Source organism: Methylohalobius crimeensis 10Ki (genome assembly GCF_000421465.1).
Taxonomy (GTDB): Bacteria; Pseudomonadota; Gammaproteobacteria; order Methylococcales; family Methylothermaceae; genus Methylohalobius; species Methylohalobius crimeensis.
Genome location: NZ_ATXB01000002.1, coordinates 11,730 through 25,527 on the forward strand (window position 1 = coordinate 11,730; position 13,798 = coordinate 25,527).

Sequence of the window (13,798 nt, forward strand, 5' to 3'; positions counted from 1 at the left end):
CGGGTCGCCCCTACCCAGATATCCGTGTCTGATCGACTTACCATCACGACACCCGTTTGAATTGTTCCAGAAGGTCGAGCAGGTCCTGTTCCTGGCTCGCCGGCACGTCGATGGACCGCCCGCTGCCGATGTCCAATCGGATGACCTTGGCCACCTGCGGGCGGGGTTCGGTCGCCGGTCCGGTCGGGCGGTCGGTCACGGACGTCGAGCCGCTTTCAGCCGCCGTCTCGGCCGCCGCGCGTTGCCGCTCCTCGGCTTCCTTGCGAATATCGGCCAGCTTTTTCTGATGCAGCTGCTCCGCCAGCCGACGCGCCCGCTCGGCCTCGCGGGCGGCCACTTCCCCGCCGCGCTGTTCCAACTCCTCGATCCGTTGGAGCTGTTCGGCGAAGCGGCGCTGTTCGATCGCCTGCCGGTTGCCTTCGATCCGGTCCAGTTCGTCCTGGAGTTGGTCGCCGATGCCGTTGAGGGATTCGCGCGCGGCATCGGCTTCGGCGCGGAGCTGGCCGAGCTGATCCTGGGCCCGTTGGATCTGCGCGCGCAGCTGGTCCAGGGTGGCTTCGTCCAGCTTATCGAAGCTCTCGACGGTCCCCCGGGCCACGTCCAGATTTTGCTGAAAGTACCGATTGGCCTCCTGGGATAGGACGGAGACCTTCGACAAGCGCTCGGTCAGTTGGCCCACCCGTTTCGACAGATCCTCGGCGGATACGGCCTGCTGGGCGAACCGCAGCCGGATTTCCCGCGCGTGCCGGGCCGCGTCGCGCAGCATGGTGGAAAACTGGCCCGCCGGAGCGATGTTGGGCGCCAGGAAACGCGCCTGCCGGATCTCCTCCAACACCTTTTTGAGCCGCGTGGTCGCCGTGCCGGCCTCGTCCGAGCTTTTCTTGATCTTGGCGAACAGGGGATCGATCGCGGCCAGGGAGTCGGCGGCGCCCTGGCTCAGCGACGCGGCGCTGTCGTAGATCGACCGGAGCATGTCGTTGAACGTGGACGCGAATCCGGATGCGCGTTCGAGGGATTTTCCCTGCTTGTCCGTCGCCTCGGTGGATTCGTTGAGCGCCTGGGTGGCGTCCCGGGTCGATCGGTTCAGGTTTTCGGTGGCGCCGGCGGCGTCCTCGGTGCCGCCGGCCAGTTCGTTCATACGATTCTTGACCTCGACGAGCGCATCCCTGTACTGCTGAGCGGTAATCACTCCATCGCGATACAGCTTCTGCACGTTATCCAGCGCCGTTTGAAGCTGCTCGGATGATTCGGCTGACTTGATCGATTCAATAGCTTGTGTCGCCAGATTCGACGACAGCGCCTTGATTGCCTTCGCGTAGCCTTCCGCGCTGAGCTTGCCGGCATCCAGCGCGGCTTTTAAGGTTTCCTGGGCGAGCGCGACCTCTTGGGAGGTTTTGGCGCTGTCGGCCAGATGCTTGGCCGAGGCGGCGATGACCGGATTGCCGGCATCAAACCCCTTGACCACTTCCCCGAACGCCCCGGCCATCTCGCCGAACGCCGTGCGGACCCCGGTGGCCACCTGCTGGGCGTCCACGTTGAGGGTCTGGAGGGCGTCGGAAAGGCCACCAGCCTCCTCCTTCACCGTTTCCAGTTTGGCCTTGGCCTGTTCGGCCGCTTCGCCGGTCTTGTTCAGCCCGCCGGTTGCCTGGTTCGCACCGGCCTCGATCTCCTCGTTAGTTTTCTTTGCCGCCTCACCGACGCCTTCCCAGGCCGTTTGGATGTCGGTGAAATCCCGGGAGATATCCTGCTGGATGCCCTTGACCGTGTCGCTCAGCGCCTGCGCCTGGGCGTGCAGGCCGTCGATGGTGCCGAGGGTGAGGGTGTCCAAGGCCTTGGCGACCGTGGCCGCCATCTGGAACACGGCGGCGGTGACCGTGCGGGCGGCAATGGTGGCGGCGTTGCCGACGGTGACGGCGGTGGCCAGGACCGAGTCCAGGTTGTCGGCGAAAAGCTGGATGGCTTCCGCCACCTGCTTGCTCGCCCCGGCGGATTGATCCTGCACGCCGATCAGCTTGAGCCATTGGTTCTCCACCTGCTGCAGCGCGCCGCCGATGGTGACCGGCAGGTCGGCGAATTCCCGGTCGATGGTTGCCTTTTGGGATTGCAGGGCTTCGATGACCCGCTGGGAAGTGAGCTCGCCTTCCGCTGCCAGTTCGCGCAGCTTGCCGACCGGTTGCCCGAGCCCGTCGGCCAGGGCTTTCACCAGACGGGGGCTGGCCTCCATCACCGAATTGAACTCGTCGCCGCGCAGCACGCCGGAACCCAGGGCCTGTGACAACTGCAATTGGGCGGAGGCGGTTTCCTCCGCCGTCGCGCCGGATAACCGAAGGCCCTTGGTGATCAGCTCGGTCAGTTGGAGCGTGTCGGACGTATTGCCGCCCAGGCGCTTGACCGCATCGGCGGTGCGAGCGAACAGGGCGGCATTGGTGGCCAGGGAGGAGCGGGTATCCTGAGCGATCCGGAAGAGTTCGTTCTGGGCGAGGTTGTAGTCGGCCTGGGAGTCGGTCGCCTGGCGCACCCGGGCGGAGATCTGATTGTATTGATCGGCCGTTTGGGCGAGCTGCCTGCCGATCCGGATCGCCCCGGTGGCGGCGGCAAACGCGATCAGGGAATTTTTCGCGCGGACGATCTGATCGGAAACCGTCCGCGCGCCTTGCGCGGCCCGGTTGAATCCGCCCGAGATCCGGCGGCCCGCGGATTCGGCGGCGCCGCCCGCGGCGCTCAGACGCGACCGGAGGCCGGTGATCTCGGTCTGGGTCTGCCTTACATCTGTGTGGAGTCGGCGCTGATGATCGGCCAGGTGGGCGGTGGAAACCCCCGCCTCGCGCATCCGATCGCGCATCCGCTGAAGGCCGACGCGCTGAGTCTGATAGGATTCCGCCAATTTGCGCGCGGTTTTCCGCGAGCGCTCGAATTCGCGCTCCAGCGTCCGCGTCGGGTTTTCCGTCGCCTTGATCTGGCGGGCCAGCTCGCCGGTGCGGCGCTTGGCTTCCTTCATGGCGTCGGCCGATCCCTGGACAGCGGCTTTTTGCCGCCGGAACTGATCGATCAGGTTTTGCTGTGAGGTGATGTCCCGCAGCCGCTCGAACAGGGCGGCGACCTCGGGTGAGCTCTCGCCGGCTTCCTTGCCGAGTTCGTCCAGCTCGCGCGCCAGGGCGTCCAGGTCTTGCACGCCCTGGACGTTGGTGCCTATATTGAACTCGACGTCCTGCTTGGCCATGGCTATGAATTACCTACTATCGATCATCGCGTTATTGCTGATCCCCGGGCTGATCGCCCGGATCGGCCGCCGCCTGTTCCCCCGGGCCAGGCGGCCGGAATTGCTGTTGCTGTTCGGCCTGGCGGCCACCGGCTTCGGGATCGCCCTGTGGCGGGCGGCGGGCGATCCGTTCGCCCTCATCGTGGGCTGGTATCTGATCGCCGCCCTGTCATGGGCCGGATACCGGGCCGCCCGATTCATCATCCGTTAGGACAGCACCAAATCGGTATCGACGATGAACGGCTCGGTCTTGCCCGCCGGCGTGACCACGGTGCCGCCCAGTTCGATCGGGGCGAAGTCCTCGGCGAGGAAGTCGAACTCCGAGGACGGCGCCAGAGTCGCTTCCCACACGGTCACGATCGAAAGGGAATCGTCGGCGAAGTTCTTGCCGTCCAGGATGAATTCCCCGCGGATGATCGGCTGAGTGGCCCCCTGGACGCGATTGCCGGCGATGTCGCCAGAGGTGAAATCGACCAGCAGGGGGTCACCCTCGCCGATGCTGCCACCCGACAAGGCCTTGATCATCCCCAGCCGGGCGTGGACCTCGTAATCGGTGCCTTCGGTGTAGGTGGTGGACATGGGGTCGTCGGTCACCACGACGCTGGAAACGTTCCGGTCCGACAGGTCGACCCACTTGTCCAGTTTCGCCGTGACCGATTCGTCGGTGACGGAGGCCCCGGTCTGGCTGTAGGCGCCGACGCTGCCCATGAACGCCAGGGCCAGGTTGTCCTTGTTCACCTCGTCGAGAATGACGCTGATGGCCGACGGCGCCGGAATCTGCACCGTATCCAGCGCCTGCCCGTAGGTGGCCCGCATCCTCGAGGGGCGGGATTTCGTTTCCGACTGGGGCTGGATACTGAATTTGGTGGCGTTGCCGAGCAGGATCCGCCCTTGGCTGACCCCGCCCACCTTGCGGTTGAAATAGAGATCGCCCGATCCTAGAAAGCCTGACATTTTGAATTACCTCTATTGATTCTATTGATATGGTTGCCTGGGGAGGGGCGACCCGCCGGTCGCCCCTACTCGATGATTCCGTGGGATTTCAGCCACTTCACCTGATCCTCGCGCACGGCGATTTCCTGGCCGGGCTTGTAATCCTTGCCCTGATGGCGATGTTTTTTCCTGAGCTTCACCTTCACCCGGTTGGCGGGCTTGGGGGCGGTTTTGCTTTGGGGTTCCTCGGTCATGATGGCCTCTACGGTAGTTGCTCTGCGTGTTCGGTCAGGACCCGGACTTGCACCGAGACCAGCCGGCTGCCGTCCTCGGGGCCGGCGACGGTGCGGCCGGCGTAGGTGACGGCGCGCACCAGTCCGGTCAGGTCCGGATTGGGGGTGAAGATCGCGCGCTTGATGTCGTCCTCGATCGCGTACAAGGTCTTGAGCGCCGAGGCGCCCATTTCGGCGCTGCCCTCGATCGTCCATTCGAGCTGCACCCGGGCATTGCCGCCCCGCTTGGCGGAGGACAGGACCTCGTGGCCGGTTTCGCTGAAGGTCAGGTGCGGCGTGGGGTCGTCCCGGTTCAGGTATCGCCAACCCGGGGCCACGTCCTGGCCCGCCTCGGTCCGGTAACCGTTGGCGGTGCGGATGGCTTCCAGACGAGTCTTGATCGTGTCGGCGATTTGGGTGGCGATGGGGTCCATTATCGGTTCACCTTGTCGAGTTCGCGGGTCAGATTCTCGGCGAAGTGTTCGCCGATCCGGTCCAGGATGTAGGCCTCGATTTCGTCCTCGTTCCACTCGACCACGTCGCGCACCGAGGGGCCGTAAAGCACCCGGTAGGCATCGCGGCCCTTCCCGGTGCGGACCGCCAGGCCGGTGGCGCCGGAGCCCTTGAGTTCGATGAAAAAACCGCCTCGCATTTTTTTCCTCGAGCCGGCGCGTTTGACTTTGAGGCTCACGCCGGCGAATTTCCGGCCCGCCGGGATGCCGTACTTGGGGAAGCCCTTGGACCGGCTCGGATGCTTGACCCGCCGGGTCAGCACCCGCGCGCCGAAGCGCGACAGGAGCATGGGCCGGGAACGGGCGATGAGCTTGGCATGGGGGCGGCTTTTGTTCGCCCGTTTGACTTCCAGCCGCTTGTTCACGTCGCGGGCCTTCAGATTCACGTCGGCCCGCACGAGTTTCGATGATTGCTTGCGCGACTCCGTGGCGGCCTTGTTCACCGACCGGAGACGGGCTTTGTCCAGGGCTTTGGGGATTGCCCTCGCCCGCCGGGTCGCTTGTTTCAGCCCGCGCACTTCGATGCTCTTCGCCATCACCGCACCCAGAAGGTCCTGACGTAACCGTCGTCCGACTCGATCCCGTCCAGGAGCACGTCGGCGCCTTCGAACGTCACCGTGTCGCCCACCGCCGGAGACACCTGATCGAGCCGGAATGACAGGCGGGTCCGGAAGTCCACCACTTGGCCGTAATCGCCCACCACGGCGGTGTTCTTCTCCGGGATCGCCACGGCGGGGATTTCCCCGCCCATCTTGGGCTTGAGGGTCACGTCCACGCCGTAGAGGTCGAACATCGCATCGAGGGCGGATTGGATGATCGTGTCGAATTGGGCGCTCATCCGCCGCCCCCTCGCGGAAACCCGTTGCCGAACCAGGCGCCGATCAAGCCGCCGCCCCAGATGATCCGCTCGATCCAGCTCAATGAAGTGCGTTGGCCGGAGCTGCTGGTTTCCATTTTCCGCAACCGTTCCTCGAAGGCCTCCATCCGCCGATGCATCCGGGCGATGGATTCGGATTGCATCTGCTGGCGCTCCTCCAGCCGCACCAGGCGCTCCAGAATCCGGCGCAGTTCGCGGATTTCATCGGCCTGGGCGTCCAGGCGCTTCAGGATTTGTTCCCGAAATTGATCCTCGGTCACCGTCATGACTTCCCTTTAGAATCGTCGTTGCCGCATACCGCCCGCCAGGCCGCGTTGTGCTCCCGGACCTGCCGCACCGTTCGGGGCGTGTCCAGATGCCCGGAGAAGGAGATGGGGCGGAACGCGAGGCATGCCCAATCAGTCCCGGTTGTCCGGGTCCCGGCGCACGCTGTCAGCGTCGTGGCGCACGCCACGGCGAGCAGCCTGAGCGCGACGGATCGTTTCTTGCGCATCTTTCAAACCTCTTGCCACCGCCCGCGATTCCCCGGCCTCGAGGAGCTGGCGGCGGTTCAGCCATTCGGTCAGCTGTTCGGCCAGCCCCAGCAATCCCCGGAGAATCGAAAGCCAATTGCCCATTGCTAGAACGTCCGAATCACGCCGCCCTTGCGTAGCCATTCGGCGTAACGCCGGCAGGGCGTCGTGCAAAGGAGATAGGCCCGCAGGCCGGCCCATGCGGCCTTGTGTTTCCGGTGGGCGTCCTCGAGATGCGCCCGTGTCCGGAGAATTCGGTTGATGTAATGCGTCGGCATGTTTCCTCCTTATTTCGACTTTTTCTCTTCCTTCACCAGCATCAGCAGGCCGCCCATCAGGGTGACCGCCGCGGTGGCGATTTCCCGGGCCAGCTCGGGATCGAGCCGCCAGCCGGCGGCGGTGGCGATCACGCCCACGATGCCGACCCAGGTGGATTTCTCGCGGCCGCGCTCGAGCAGCCAGTTCAGTAAACGCTTCCACATACCTTTCTCCGTTAGCCGATAAACAGGTGGCCGAGCGCCTGCAGCGCCCGCCCGATCCCGATGATGGCGCCGATCAGGGCCAGACAGGCCGCGATGCCAACCATCGCCAGAATGGCCGCGAGCCAGCGCCGCACGGATGCCAGGCTCATCATGCTTAGTTCACCGTGCCGGGGACGCCGGTGAATTTCACCTGCATGGTGGTCTCCCCCGCGCCGGCGGCCTGCCAGGCGACCGCCGCCGCGCCGGTGATATCCCCGGTGGCGGGGGTGGCCTGGTTGTCGTCGAAGGCGCCGGCGGAGACGTCCCAGGTGAGGGTTTCGCCCTGGGCGATCACCGCCGCGCTGACCTTGGGCACGGTGAACACGCCGATGAGCCGGACGGAGCCGGTCTCGCCGTCGGGAATTTTCTTCAAGGCCACCCCCAGGAGGTTGCCGATGGGCACCACTTCCCCGGAGGCGATGTCCGCGCCGGAAGCGGCGTGGTCGATGACGTTGCCGGGCTGCACGAAATTCTTAGCCATTTCAATTACCTCGTCATTCGGTAAGGGCGGCCGGCCGGTCGCCCCTACGGTTTAATCAAAATTACGCGCCGGGGTTCTTCGCCAGGGTCCGCCATTCCAGCGCCTTCACGCCGGCGTCGATGCGGACCTTGAACTCGGTCCCGTCCACGGTCCAGCCCATTTGCTGGTCCAGGTAGGGGCGGTCCTGGCCGTCCAGGTAGGCGACTTCGATCACGTCGTGGATGACCTGATTGGCGGCGGCGTACCAGGCGGTGGCGGAGTCGGCGTCCAGGCGGGCGTCGGAGACGATTTCGAAGGTGCCGCGGACCATGTTGGGCACGGTGTTGTTGCGGCTGGAGGCGCCCACTTCGTACTGGCTGTCGCGGACCACCCGCGCGGTGCCCTCGAGGGCCTTGGGGACGATCAGGTAACGCAGGCCGATGTTGAGGTTGGCGCCCACCGCGTCCTGCTGGGTCGCCATCGCCACGCGCAGGGCGTCCACGCTGGCGGTGGTGATCGCGGCGGCCGACAGCAGGTTGCCGTGGTTGGCGTGGAACAGGGCGACGCCGTCGCTCATCACCGGGTTGGAGGTCAGCACCGCGTAGACCAGGTTGCCCACCGTGCGGATGGCGGCGTTGCCCATCTTGCGCGGGATGGTGGTGAAGGCCTGCAGGTCGTCGTTGATGATCGCCTGGCGGGTGATGGAGAACATCCGCCCGTAGGTGGCGAGCTGGATGGTTTCCTTGCGCTCGCCCACGGTGGCGTAGGTGTACTCGGCCCCTTCGTCCACTTGCACCAGCGCCGGGAAGTTCTCCAGGCCGACCCGGTTGGCGGGCTTGAAGTCGGGCAGCTCACCGCGGCTGGTCCAGAGCTGGAAGGTTTCCTCGGCTTCCTCGTAGCCCTTGAGCATGGATTTTTCGGCCACGTCCATCAGCAGGCTGGGGAAGTCGCTGGTGGTGTGGGTGAAGGCGGCGGCCACCAGATCCATCTTGGAGAGGTGCCCGGTCTGCTCTCCGCCCATTTCCAGCGCGGCGCGGGCCAGCTCCTTGAGGGTGTAGCCCCGGAATTGGTTGCCCTTGAGGTCGTTTCGGTCGTCCGGGGTCAGCAGGCCGGCGCGCGCCCGCAGGGAGGCGCCGGCGCCGAGCTTGAACTTGTCGCGCGCGTCCAGCCCGGCGCTAAAATGCCGCCCCTGGATGGGCTCGGCGTCCTTGGCCAGATGGGCCAGCAGCCGTTCCCCGGCGGTGCGGGCGTCGCAGTTGGGGTCGTCCAGGCAGGCGTCCATCAGCTCGGGCACGCCCTCCCAGGCGAGGAACGGGCCCTGGAACTTGGCCTTGATGTCGGACCGGCGCTTGGTTTCCGCGCGGATCGCCTCGGCCCGGATCTGTTCCGGGTCCAGCGGGGGATTGCCAGCCGCCGGAGCGGGTTCCGGAGGCGTTGGTAGGGGCGACCGGCCGGTCGCCCCTACGGGGGGCGCAGACGGCGGGTTCGAGCCGCCCTCGCCCGTCGGATTGTTGGGATCGGAGGCCGCCGGGGGCGGATTGCCTGCGGAGGGTGGGTTCGGTTTCGGCATGGGGGAATCTCCTCTGAGTTGGGCGGCGGCTGCCGCGGTAAAAGTCGGGTAGCGTTGGGCGATTTGGCGCCGGAAGCGGGCGGCGATGGGCACCGCCTCCGACATCCGGTCGGCGAATCCGGCCTGGATGGCCTCGTCGGCGCCGTACCAGTGGTCCTTGCCGTCGGTCAAAAGGGCCATGACGTCGTCGTGGGCCAGGCCGGAGGCGTCCACGTAGGCGCTCGCCATGGCCTCGGCGTATTTGTCCAGCACGTCGGCCATGCCGCGCATTTCCACCGAGTTGCCCAGGGCGAAGCCCCACGGGGCATGGACCATCAGCATGGCGTTGGCGGCGACGGAGCGGGGCTGGCCCGCCATGGCGATGAGCGAGGCGATGGAGGCGGCGATGCCGTCGATCTCGGTTTCCACCTCGGCCGGGTGGCGCTTGAGGGCGTTGTAGATCGCCAGGCCGTCGGTGACCGAGCCGCCGTAGGAATTGAGCCGGACCACCAGCCGGTCGGCCTCCAGCGCCGCCAGGTCCCGGACGAAGTCGCGCGCGGCGACCGATTCGCCGTCCCACGATTCGCCGATGTCGCCGTAGATGAACACTTCCGCGCTGCGGCTTCCGGCGCGGGCCTGGATGGAAAAGGGTCGGTTAGCGGGCATTTTCGGTCTCCCTGGCTGCCGGCGCCGGGCTCCCGTGGGCGGCGTCGGAATCGAATTGCAACTCTTTTTCCCGGGCTTTTTTGCGGAACTCGCTGATCTGTTCCAGCACGTCGTGGGGGTTCAGGCCGCGCTTGCGCAGCACTTCCACCTCGGAGGCGAAGCCGGCGCGGACCAGGCGCAGCCAGCCCATGGCTTCCTTGAGGGGGTCGATCCAGGGCATGGACTGGCCGATGTAGGCGGCGTCGTCGGCGGTGCCGGCCTTCACGTCGGCGGGGATCGGCACCACCCCGGCGTGGTCGGCCACCCGGACGAAGGTTTCCCACACCGGCTGGATGAAGGCGCCCACGAATTCGTCGGTGAGCACGGCGTAGTTGACCCACTGCTCCACCAGCTCCTGGCGCTGGGCGGAATAGGTGCCGTCGTAGTCGCGGCTGATGCTGGAATAGCTCGCCCCCAACCCGGCGGCCACCGCGCGGAGCTGCCCCTGGCGGAACTGGACCAGGTTGGGGTTGGGGCGCTTGGAGTCGATCAGGCCGATCTCCTCGCCCATCGAAAGCGTGTCGATGATCACCCCCGGCTGGAGGGGAATTTCGCGCGGGATGGGGTTGCCGTCCTCGTCGCGGGGGATCTGGTTCGGGTCGAAGGTATCCGGATTGCCGCGCTTGACGTAGGCGGTGAGCATGGCGGCGATCTTGGCCGCGACCCGCTCGGACTCCTCGTAATCCTTGATGTCCTCCAACCGGTTGATGACCGAGGCGAACTCGGACACCCCGCGCACCTGGCCGATGCGATCGACGATGGCCGGGTGGAGGATGCGGTCGGCAACCACCCGCTTGAGGTCGGCCGGGTTCAGCAGGTGCATCCCGTCGGTGGGGTGGCCCTTGTAGGCCCAATAAGCCACCGCCCGGCCCCACTGATTGAGCTGCACCCCCTGGCGAATGCCCTTCGCTTCGTCGCTGTAGTCGAACGGAATCCGGTCGGCCTCCATCAGTTCCAGGGAGAACGGCACGCGGGTGCCGTGGTCGAGGAAGCGGACCGGGCCCACCAGCTTCTGGGCGAAGGCCTCGCCGTCGCGCAGCCAGGTACGGGCGGTGAGGCGCTGGACCTTGGCCCAATGGTGGCGGCGGGTGACCTCGGGAAAGCGGGTCCAGTCCCGCCAGACTTCCAGCAGCGCGGCGGCGTAGGCCTCGTGGATGCTGCCGTCGGCCCGGCGGGGCTGGGGCTCGATGCCGATGCCCTTGGGGCCGATCACGTTGTTGACGATCACCCGCAGCGCTCCGCGCGCGATGTCGTGATTCTGCTCCAGGTGGCGGGCCTGGACGCGGATGGGGACGGCGCCCTGCCCGGTCTGGCGGTTGGGGCCGGCGTCGTTCCTGCGGAACTTGCGCACCCGCGACGGCTGGGCCGCCTCGTAGTAGGCCAGGGCCTGGCGGGCCAGATGGCGATTTAGGGCGGCCTTGGGGGCGAAGTATTCCACCGCCTTGTCCACCGGGTTGACCTCCCGGAGCATCGCCGCCCCTTGGGCGAGATAGGTCAGCGCCTTGGCGGTCCGCTCGCTCATGCCGGACGCCTCCGCCCCGTGTGCATCTGATCCGACAGCTCCACCGCGCGGCGTCCCACCTGATCGGCCCACTTGGAATCGAGCATTTCGATGGCGGCCAATTCGTAATCCTTGGCCCGCAAGGCCGCGATCATCCGCTCGAACCCGAGCACGCCGGAAACGCCCAGGTTGTAGGCCATGTTGACGATCACATCCCGGCGCACGTCGTTCAGCGCCCGCCACCAATCGATTTCGGACAGCTCGCCGCGCAGCCGGCACACGTCGTTGACCAGCAGGATCTTGGCCTCGTCCTCGGTGATGCCGCGATCCTCCAGGTTGCGGCCGAAGCCGATGGTGAGCTTACCCACCGTGTCGCGGTAGGGGCGGAGGCGGAGGCCTTCGTGGCGCTTGAGTTGGGTGAGGAGGTTGGGCATGGCGGCGCGCTATTCTCCGTCCAGCCGGGCCAGGGAATACCGCAAGCCGCCGACGGTGGGTACGCCGCTGGCCCGGGCTTTCTCGGCCTCGACGCGCTTTTCCCATTCACGCCGGCCTTTGCGGATCTGATCCAGGTCCTCGCGGGTCGTGTGCTTGCCGTTGAAGATGATGGTCTTGCCCTTGAGCAAATCCGCCTCGGCGGCTAAGTATTGAGCAAGCATGTTTTCGGCGGTGGTCATGCGGGGCTCCCCGTTTGGTGGTGGGGAGAAGGTAGCGTGGGGGGCTGTGACATTTTCAGGGAAAAATGTCACTTTTTTTGAGGGGGTAGAGGTGCTTGGGTGAGACGGGAGGGGGGATAGAAATTAAGGCGGTATTTTTATCCCCCCTTTAAACCTATTTCGCAACTATTTTTAGTTGCATGAGACGGCAAACGCAACTAGTATTGATACCAATACCTGGAGAGACTGCATGAGTGCCCAGGACAAACTCCTTGAAAACCTGAGACAGGCAAAGAAAACCTACCCCTGGAACGACTTGGTATCGTTATTGCGGAAACTGGGCTACCAGCAAAAAGAGATGGCCGGTTCAAGAGTGCGTTTTTACAACCCAACCACGGGACATATGATCCGGTTGCATCGTCCGCATCCTGAAAACGTCATCAAAGGCGGTGCGCTGAAAGATATCAAGATCACTCTGAAGCAAGAGGGGCTATTGTGATGGCATACCTGACTTATAAGGGCTACTTCGGTTCCATCGAGCCGCAGCTGGATGACAACAAGCTCTACGGCAAACTGCTGTTCATCCGTGACCTGGTGACCTACGAGGCAGACACGTTGGCGGAGCTGAAAAAAGAGTTCGAGGCATCCGTCGACGCCTACCTGGAAGACTGCGAAGAACTGGGCCGTGAACCGGACAAGCCCTGCAAGGGAACCTTCAACGTGCGCATTCCCCCGGAACTGCATCGCAAGATCGTGCTGGCGGCCGGAGATAAAAGCCTCAACCAGTTTGTGCGCGAGGTGCTGGAGGAAAAGCTGGCCCATAACGGCTAACAAGCCTATGCTTTTCAAGGGAAAATTGTATCCAAACCCGTTTCCCCGCGAACATTCGGCATAATTTTATAGTCGCTCAGAATATTCGGGGTCAAATATTCGGGGTCAGAGAATATTCATTCCTACTCTGACCCCGAATATTTGACCCCGAATATTCTGTTGTTAGGTTTTTCCGGCACCAACGTTTCTCTTAAATTTTTCAATAAGATGCTTGTCATTTGCACTCGCATGAAGCCGTCTTACGGAGTCCTCTGTAACCGACGTTTTACCAAACTTCTTGCCATACACGCCAAAAGGCTGGCCTGCCTGCTTCTGCTCAAACCCACGGAGGATTAGGCGTGTTTTCTCTAACGCATTCAAATACCTGCCAGAAATCTCGACTAGGTCACGCGTTCTAATATTTGAAATGATGTATCGGTGAATGACTCGGTTTCTCAAGCCGTAGAGCGCGCTCAAGTCATCAAATGTTTCTTTATCTATCACATCGAACTTGAGCGCATCATCGAAGACCTTCCGCTCCATAATTCCTCTCTCACTATCCTCCTGGAAGAGATATCGGGTTTCGATGTCATTGGTTTGTTCACTGAGCTGCTTTGCAATTACCAAGCTCAGCCTTAGATAGGCATCTATCTGATTTGCTGCAATTGCAATGATCTCAACGAATGACTCTGAGTCAATTGCGGAGTTTAGAAGGTCATGAGATGCCGCGAGCGAACCAGTAAAACGATCAAACTTATCGAGGTCAGCGGCCAACTTGCGATCACTCGGCGGGACGATAACAACCGAATTGAGCGTTTGATTTACGATCTTGAGCTGATCCGCAATTCTCTCATCGCCCTCAAGAGCGGCATCATAGATATATTTTCCTATCAGAGCTTGATCGTGATAAGCGCCGAAGAAAAGGTGGGTGCAAAACTCGGAGTCATCTAGCCTAGACTCCTTCCAACTTAGCTTCTTGACTCCATTTGGATTGGCCTCCGCGATGCTAGGAGCAAGTTCGCTTAACGGGTAACAACTCAGCTGAAAGCAGCCGATGGGATCCTCATAAAGTTGGAACCCATATGGCGACTCTTCCTCATACTCACTAAGGCCCGGATTTAGATACTGCCAGTCGATAGGGATCTGAATTAGAAGTATTCCATTTGGCTCTGTCCAGTGCTTCATAGATGCCTGCCAGATCGTATTTGAGCCACCCGAAAAACCTAACGGATCA

20 protein-coding genes are annotated in these 13,798 nt (G+C 63.7%); 3 read left to right on the top strand and 17 right to left on the bottom strand.

The window, feature by feature from the left end:
- Positions 1-43 precede the first annotated feature (43 nt).
- Positions 44-3,220, bottom strand: a complete 3,177-nt coding sequence (locus H035_RS0113600; RefSeq protein WP_022949515.1) for a tape measure protein — start codon at positions 3,218-3,220, stop codon at positions 44-46.
- Between the two features lie 4 nt (positions 3,221-3,224).
- Here H035_RS0113600 and H035_RS0113605 point away from each other — a divergent pair, with 4 nt between their 5' ends.
- The gene (locus H035_RS0113605) at positions 3,225-3,470 is read left to right on the top strand and encodes a hypothetical protein (protein WP_022949516.1); all 246 of its coding nucleotides are present in this window, start codon (positions 3,225-3,227) and stop codon (positions 3,468-3,470) included.
- Here H035_RS0113605 and H035_RS0113610 read toward each other — a convergent pair.
- The 15 genes from H035_RS0113610 to H035_RS19830 form a co-directional block, all read right to left on the bottom strand.
- The gene (locus tag H035_RS0113610) at positions 3,467-4,213 is read right to left on the bottom strand and encodes a phage tail tube protein (RefSeq protein WP_022949517.1); all 747 of its coding nucleotides are present in this window, start codon (positions 4,211-4,213) and stop codon (positions 3,467-3,469) included. The genes H035_RS0113605 and H035_RS0113610 overlap by 4 nt on opposite strands.
- 65 nt (positions 4,214-4,278) lie before the next feature.
- Complete coding sequence (locus tag H035_RS22010) at positions 4,279-4,446, bottom strand: DUF7210 family protein (protein WP_022949518.1); 168 nt, start codon at positions 4,444-4,446, stop codon at positions 4,279-4,281.
- A gap of 8 nt (positions 4,447-4,454) precedes the next feature.
- Positions 4,455-4,898, bottom strand: a complete 444-nt coding sequence (locus H035_RS0113620; protein WP_022949519.1) for a hypothetical protein — start codon at positions 4,896-4,898, stop codon at positions 4,455-4,457.
- Entirely contained in the window at positions 4,898-5,512 is a 615-nt protein-coding gene (locus H035_RS19820) for a phage tail protein (protein ID WP_022949520.1), read from the bottom strand. The genes H035_RS0113620 and H035_RS19820 overlap by 1 nt, the downstream gene beginning before the upstream one ends.
- Positions 5,512-5,814, bottom strand: coding sequence for a head-tail joining protein (locus tag H035_RS20940; RefSeq protein ID WP_022949521.1), 303 nt, complete (start codon positions 5,812-5,814; stop codon positions 5,512-5,514). The genes H035_RS19820 and H035_RS20940 overlap by 1 nt, the downstream gene beginning before the upstream one ends.
- Positions 5,811-6,113, bottom strand: a complete 303-nt coding sequence (locus H035_RS0113635; protein WP_152486068.1) for a hypothetical protein — start codon at positions 6,111-6,113, stop codon at positions 5,811-5,813. Before H035_RS0113635 ends, H035_RS20940 begins: the two co-directional genes overlap by 4 nt.
- Positions 6,114-6,251: 138 nt before the next feature.
- Complete coding sequence (locus H035_RS0113640; protein WP_022949523.1) at positions 6,252-6,470, bottom strand: hypothetical protein; 219 nt, start codon at positions 6,468-6,470, stop codon at positions 6,252-6,254.
- 2 nt (positions 6,471-6,472) lie between these two features.
- Positions 6,473-6,643: a hypothetical protein gene (locus H035_RS22015; RefSeq protein ID WP_022949524.1), complete on the bottom strand. Its 171-nt coding sequence runs from the start codon at positions 6,641-6,643 to the stop codon at positions 6,473-6,475.
- A gap of 9 nt (positions 6,644-6,652) precedes the next feature.
- Positions 6,653-6,847 carry a hypothetical protein gene (locus H035_RS0113650; RefSeq protein WP_022949525.1) on the bottom strand — a complete coding sequence of 65 codons (195 nt, stop codon included), beginning with the start codon at positions 6,845-6,847 and terminating at the stop codon, positions 6,653-6,655.
- A gap of 11 nt (positions 6,848-6,858) precedes the next feature.
- On the bottom strand, positions 6,859-6,999 hold the full coding sequence (locus H035_RS22020) for a hypothetical protein (RefSeq protein WP_022949526.1): 141 nt from the start codon (positions 6,997-6,999) through the stop codon (positions 6,859-6,861).
- A gap of 2 nt (positions 7,000-7,001) precedes the next feature.
- A complete protein-coding gene (locus H035_RS0113660) occupies positions 7,002-7,367 on the bottom strand; it encodes a DUF2190 family protein (protein ID WP_022949527.1) in 366 nt (121 codons plus the stop codon).
- Between the two features lie 61 nt (positions 7,368-7,428).
- A complete protein-coding gene (locus tag H035_RS0113665; RefSeq protein ID WP_022949528.1) occupies positions 7,429-9,561 on the bottom strand; it encodes a ClpP-like prohead protease/major capsid protein fusion protein in 2,133 nt (710 codons plus the stop codon).
- Entirely contained in the window at positions 9,551-11,122 is a 1,572-nt protein-coding gene (locus tag H035_RS19825; protein ID WP_022949529.1) for a phage portal protein, read from the bottom strand. The genes H035_RS0113665 and H035_RS19825 overlap by 11 nt, the downstream gene beginning before the upstream one ends.
- Entirely contained in the window at positions 11,119-11,535 is a 417-nt protein-coding gene (locus H035_RS0113675; RefSeq protein WP_022949530.1) for a glycoside hydrolase family protein, read from the bottom strand. The genes H035_RS19825 and H035_RS0113675 overlap by 4 nt, the downstream gene beginning before the upstream one ends.
- 9 nt (positions 11,536-11,544) lie before the next feature.
- Entirely contained in the window at positions 11,545-11,775 is a 231-nt protein-coding gene (locus H035_RS19830; RefSeq protein ID WP_022949531.1) for a hypothetical protein, read from the bottom strand.
- A gap of 229 nt (positions 11,776-12,004) precedes the next feature.
- On the opposite strand from H035_RS19830, the gene H035_RS0113685 reads away from it, so the two are divergent.
- Both H035_RS0113685 and H035_RS0113690 read left to right on the top strand, forming a co-directional pair.
- Positions 12,005-12,253, top strand: coding sequence for a type II toxin-antitoxin system HicA family toxin (locus tag H035_RS0113685; protein ID WP_026596619.1), 249 nt, complete (start codon positions 12,005-12,007; stop codon positions 12,251-12,253).
- Positions 12,253-12,585, top strand: coding sequence for a type II toxin-antitoxin system HicB family antitoxin (locus H035_RS0113690; RefSeq protein ID WP_026596620.1), 333 nt, complete (start codon positions 12,253-12,255; stop codon positions 12,583-12,585). The genes H035_RS0113685 and H035_RS0113690 overlap by 1 nt, the downstream gene beginning before the upstream one ends.
- 162 nt (positions 12,586-12,747) lie before the next feature.
- On the opposite strand, the gene H035_RS0113695 is transcribed toward H035_RS0113690, so the two are convergent.
- Entirely contained in the window at positions 12,748-13,749 is a 1,002-nt protein-coding gene (locus tag H035_RS0113695; RefSeq protein WP_022949532.1) for a hypothetical protein, read from the bottom strand.
- Positions 13,750-13,798: the final 49 nt, after the last annotated feature.

Bases quoted from the DNA above. Each gene is read 5' to 3' on its own strand.
- H035_RS0113600 (WP_022949515.1), bottom strand. From the start codon at position 3,220: ATGGCCAAGCAGGACGTCGAGTTCAATATAGGCACCAACGTCCAGGGC.
- H035_RS0113605 (WP_022949516.1), top strand. From the start codon at position 3,225: ATGAATTACCTACTATCGATCATCGCGTTATTGCTGATCCCCGGGCTG.
- H035_RS0113610 (WP_022949517.1), bottom strand. From the start codon at position 4,213: ATGTCAGGCTTTCTAGGATCGGGCGATCTCTATTTCAACCGCAAGGTG.
- H035_RS22010 (WP_022949518.1), bottom strand. From the start codon at position 4,446: ATGACCGAGGAACCCCAAAGCAAAACCGCCCCCAAGCCCGCCAACCGG.
- H035_RS0113620 (WP_022949519.1), bottom strand. From the start codon at position 4,898: ATGGACCCCATCGCCACCCAAATCGCCGACACGATCAAGACTCGTCTG.
- H035_RS19820 (WP_022949520.1), bottom strand. From the start codon at position 5,512: ATGGCGAAGAGCATCGAAGTGCGCGGGCTGAAACAAGCGACCCGGCGG.
- H035_RS20940 (WP_022949521.1), bottom strand. From the start codon at position 5,814: ATGAGCGCCCAATTCGACACGATCATCCAATCCGCCCTCGATGCGATG.
- H035_RS0113640 (WP_022949523.1), bottom strand. From the start codon at position 6,470: ATGGGCAATTGGCTTTCGATTCTCCGGGGATTGCTGGGGCTGGCCGAA.
- H035_RS22015 (WP_022949524.1), bottom strand. From the start codon at position 6,643: ATGCCGACGCATTACATCAACCGAATTCTCCGGACACGGGCGCATCTC.
- H035_RS0113650 (WP_022949525.1), bottom strand. From the start codon at position 6,847: ATGTGGAAGCGTTTACTGAACTGGCTGCTCGAGCGCGGCCGCGAGAAA.
- H035_RS22020 (WP_022949526.1), bottom strand. From the start codon at position 6,999: ATGATGAGCCTGGCATCCGTGCGGCGCTGGCTCGCGGCCATTCTGGCG.
- H035_RS0113660 (WP_022949527.1), bottom strand. From the start codon at position 7,367: ATGGCTAAGAATTTCGTGCAGCCCGGCAACGTCATCGACCACGCCGCT.
- H035_RS0113665 (WP_022949528.1), bottom strand. From the start codon at position 9,561: ATGCCCGCTAACCGACCCTTTTCCATCCAGGCCCGCGCCGGAAGCCGC.
- H035_RS19825 (WP_022949529.1), bottom strand. From the start codon at position 11,122: ATGAGCGAGCGGACCGCCAAGGCGCTGACCTATCTCGCCCAAGGGGCG.
- H035_RS0113675 (WP_022949530.1), bottom strand. From the start codon at position 11,535: ATGCCCAACCTCCTCACCCAACTCAAGCGCCACGAAGGCCTCCGCCTC.
- H035_RS19830 (WP_022949531.1), bottom strand. From the start codon at position 11,775: ATGACCACCGCCGAAAACATGCTTGCTCAATACTTAGCCGCCGAGGCG.
- H035_RS0113685 (WP_026596619.1), top strand. From the start codon at position 12,005: ATGAGTGCCCAGGACAAACTCCTTGAAAACCTGAGACAGGCAAAGAAA.
- H035_RS0113690 (WP_026596620.1), top strand. From the start codon at position 12,253: ATGGCATACCTGACTTATAAGGGCTACTTCGGTTCCATCGAGCCGCAG.
- H035_RS0113695 (WP_022949532.1), bottom strand. From the start codon at position 13,749: ATGAAGCACTGGACAGAGCCAAATGGAATACTTCTAATTCAGATCCCT.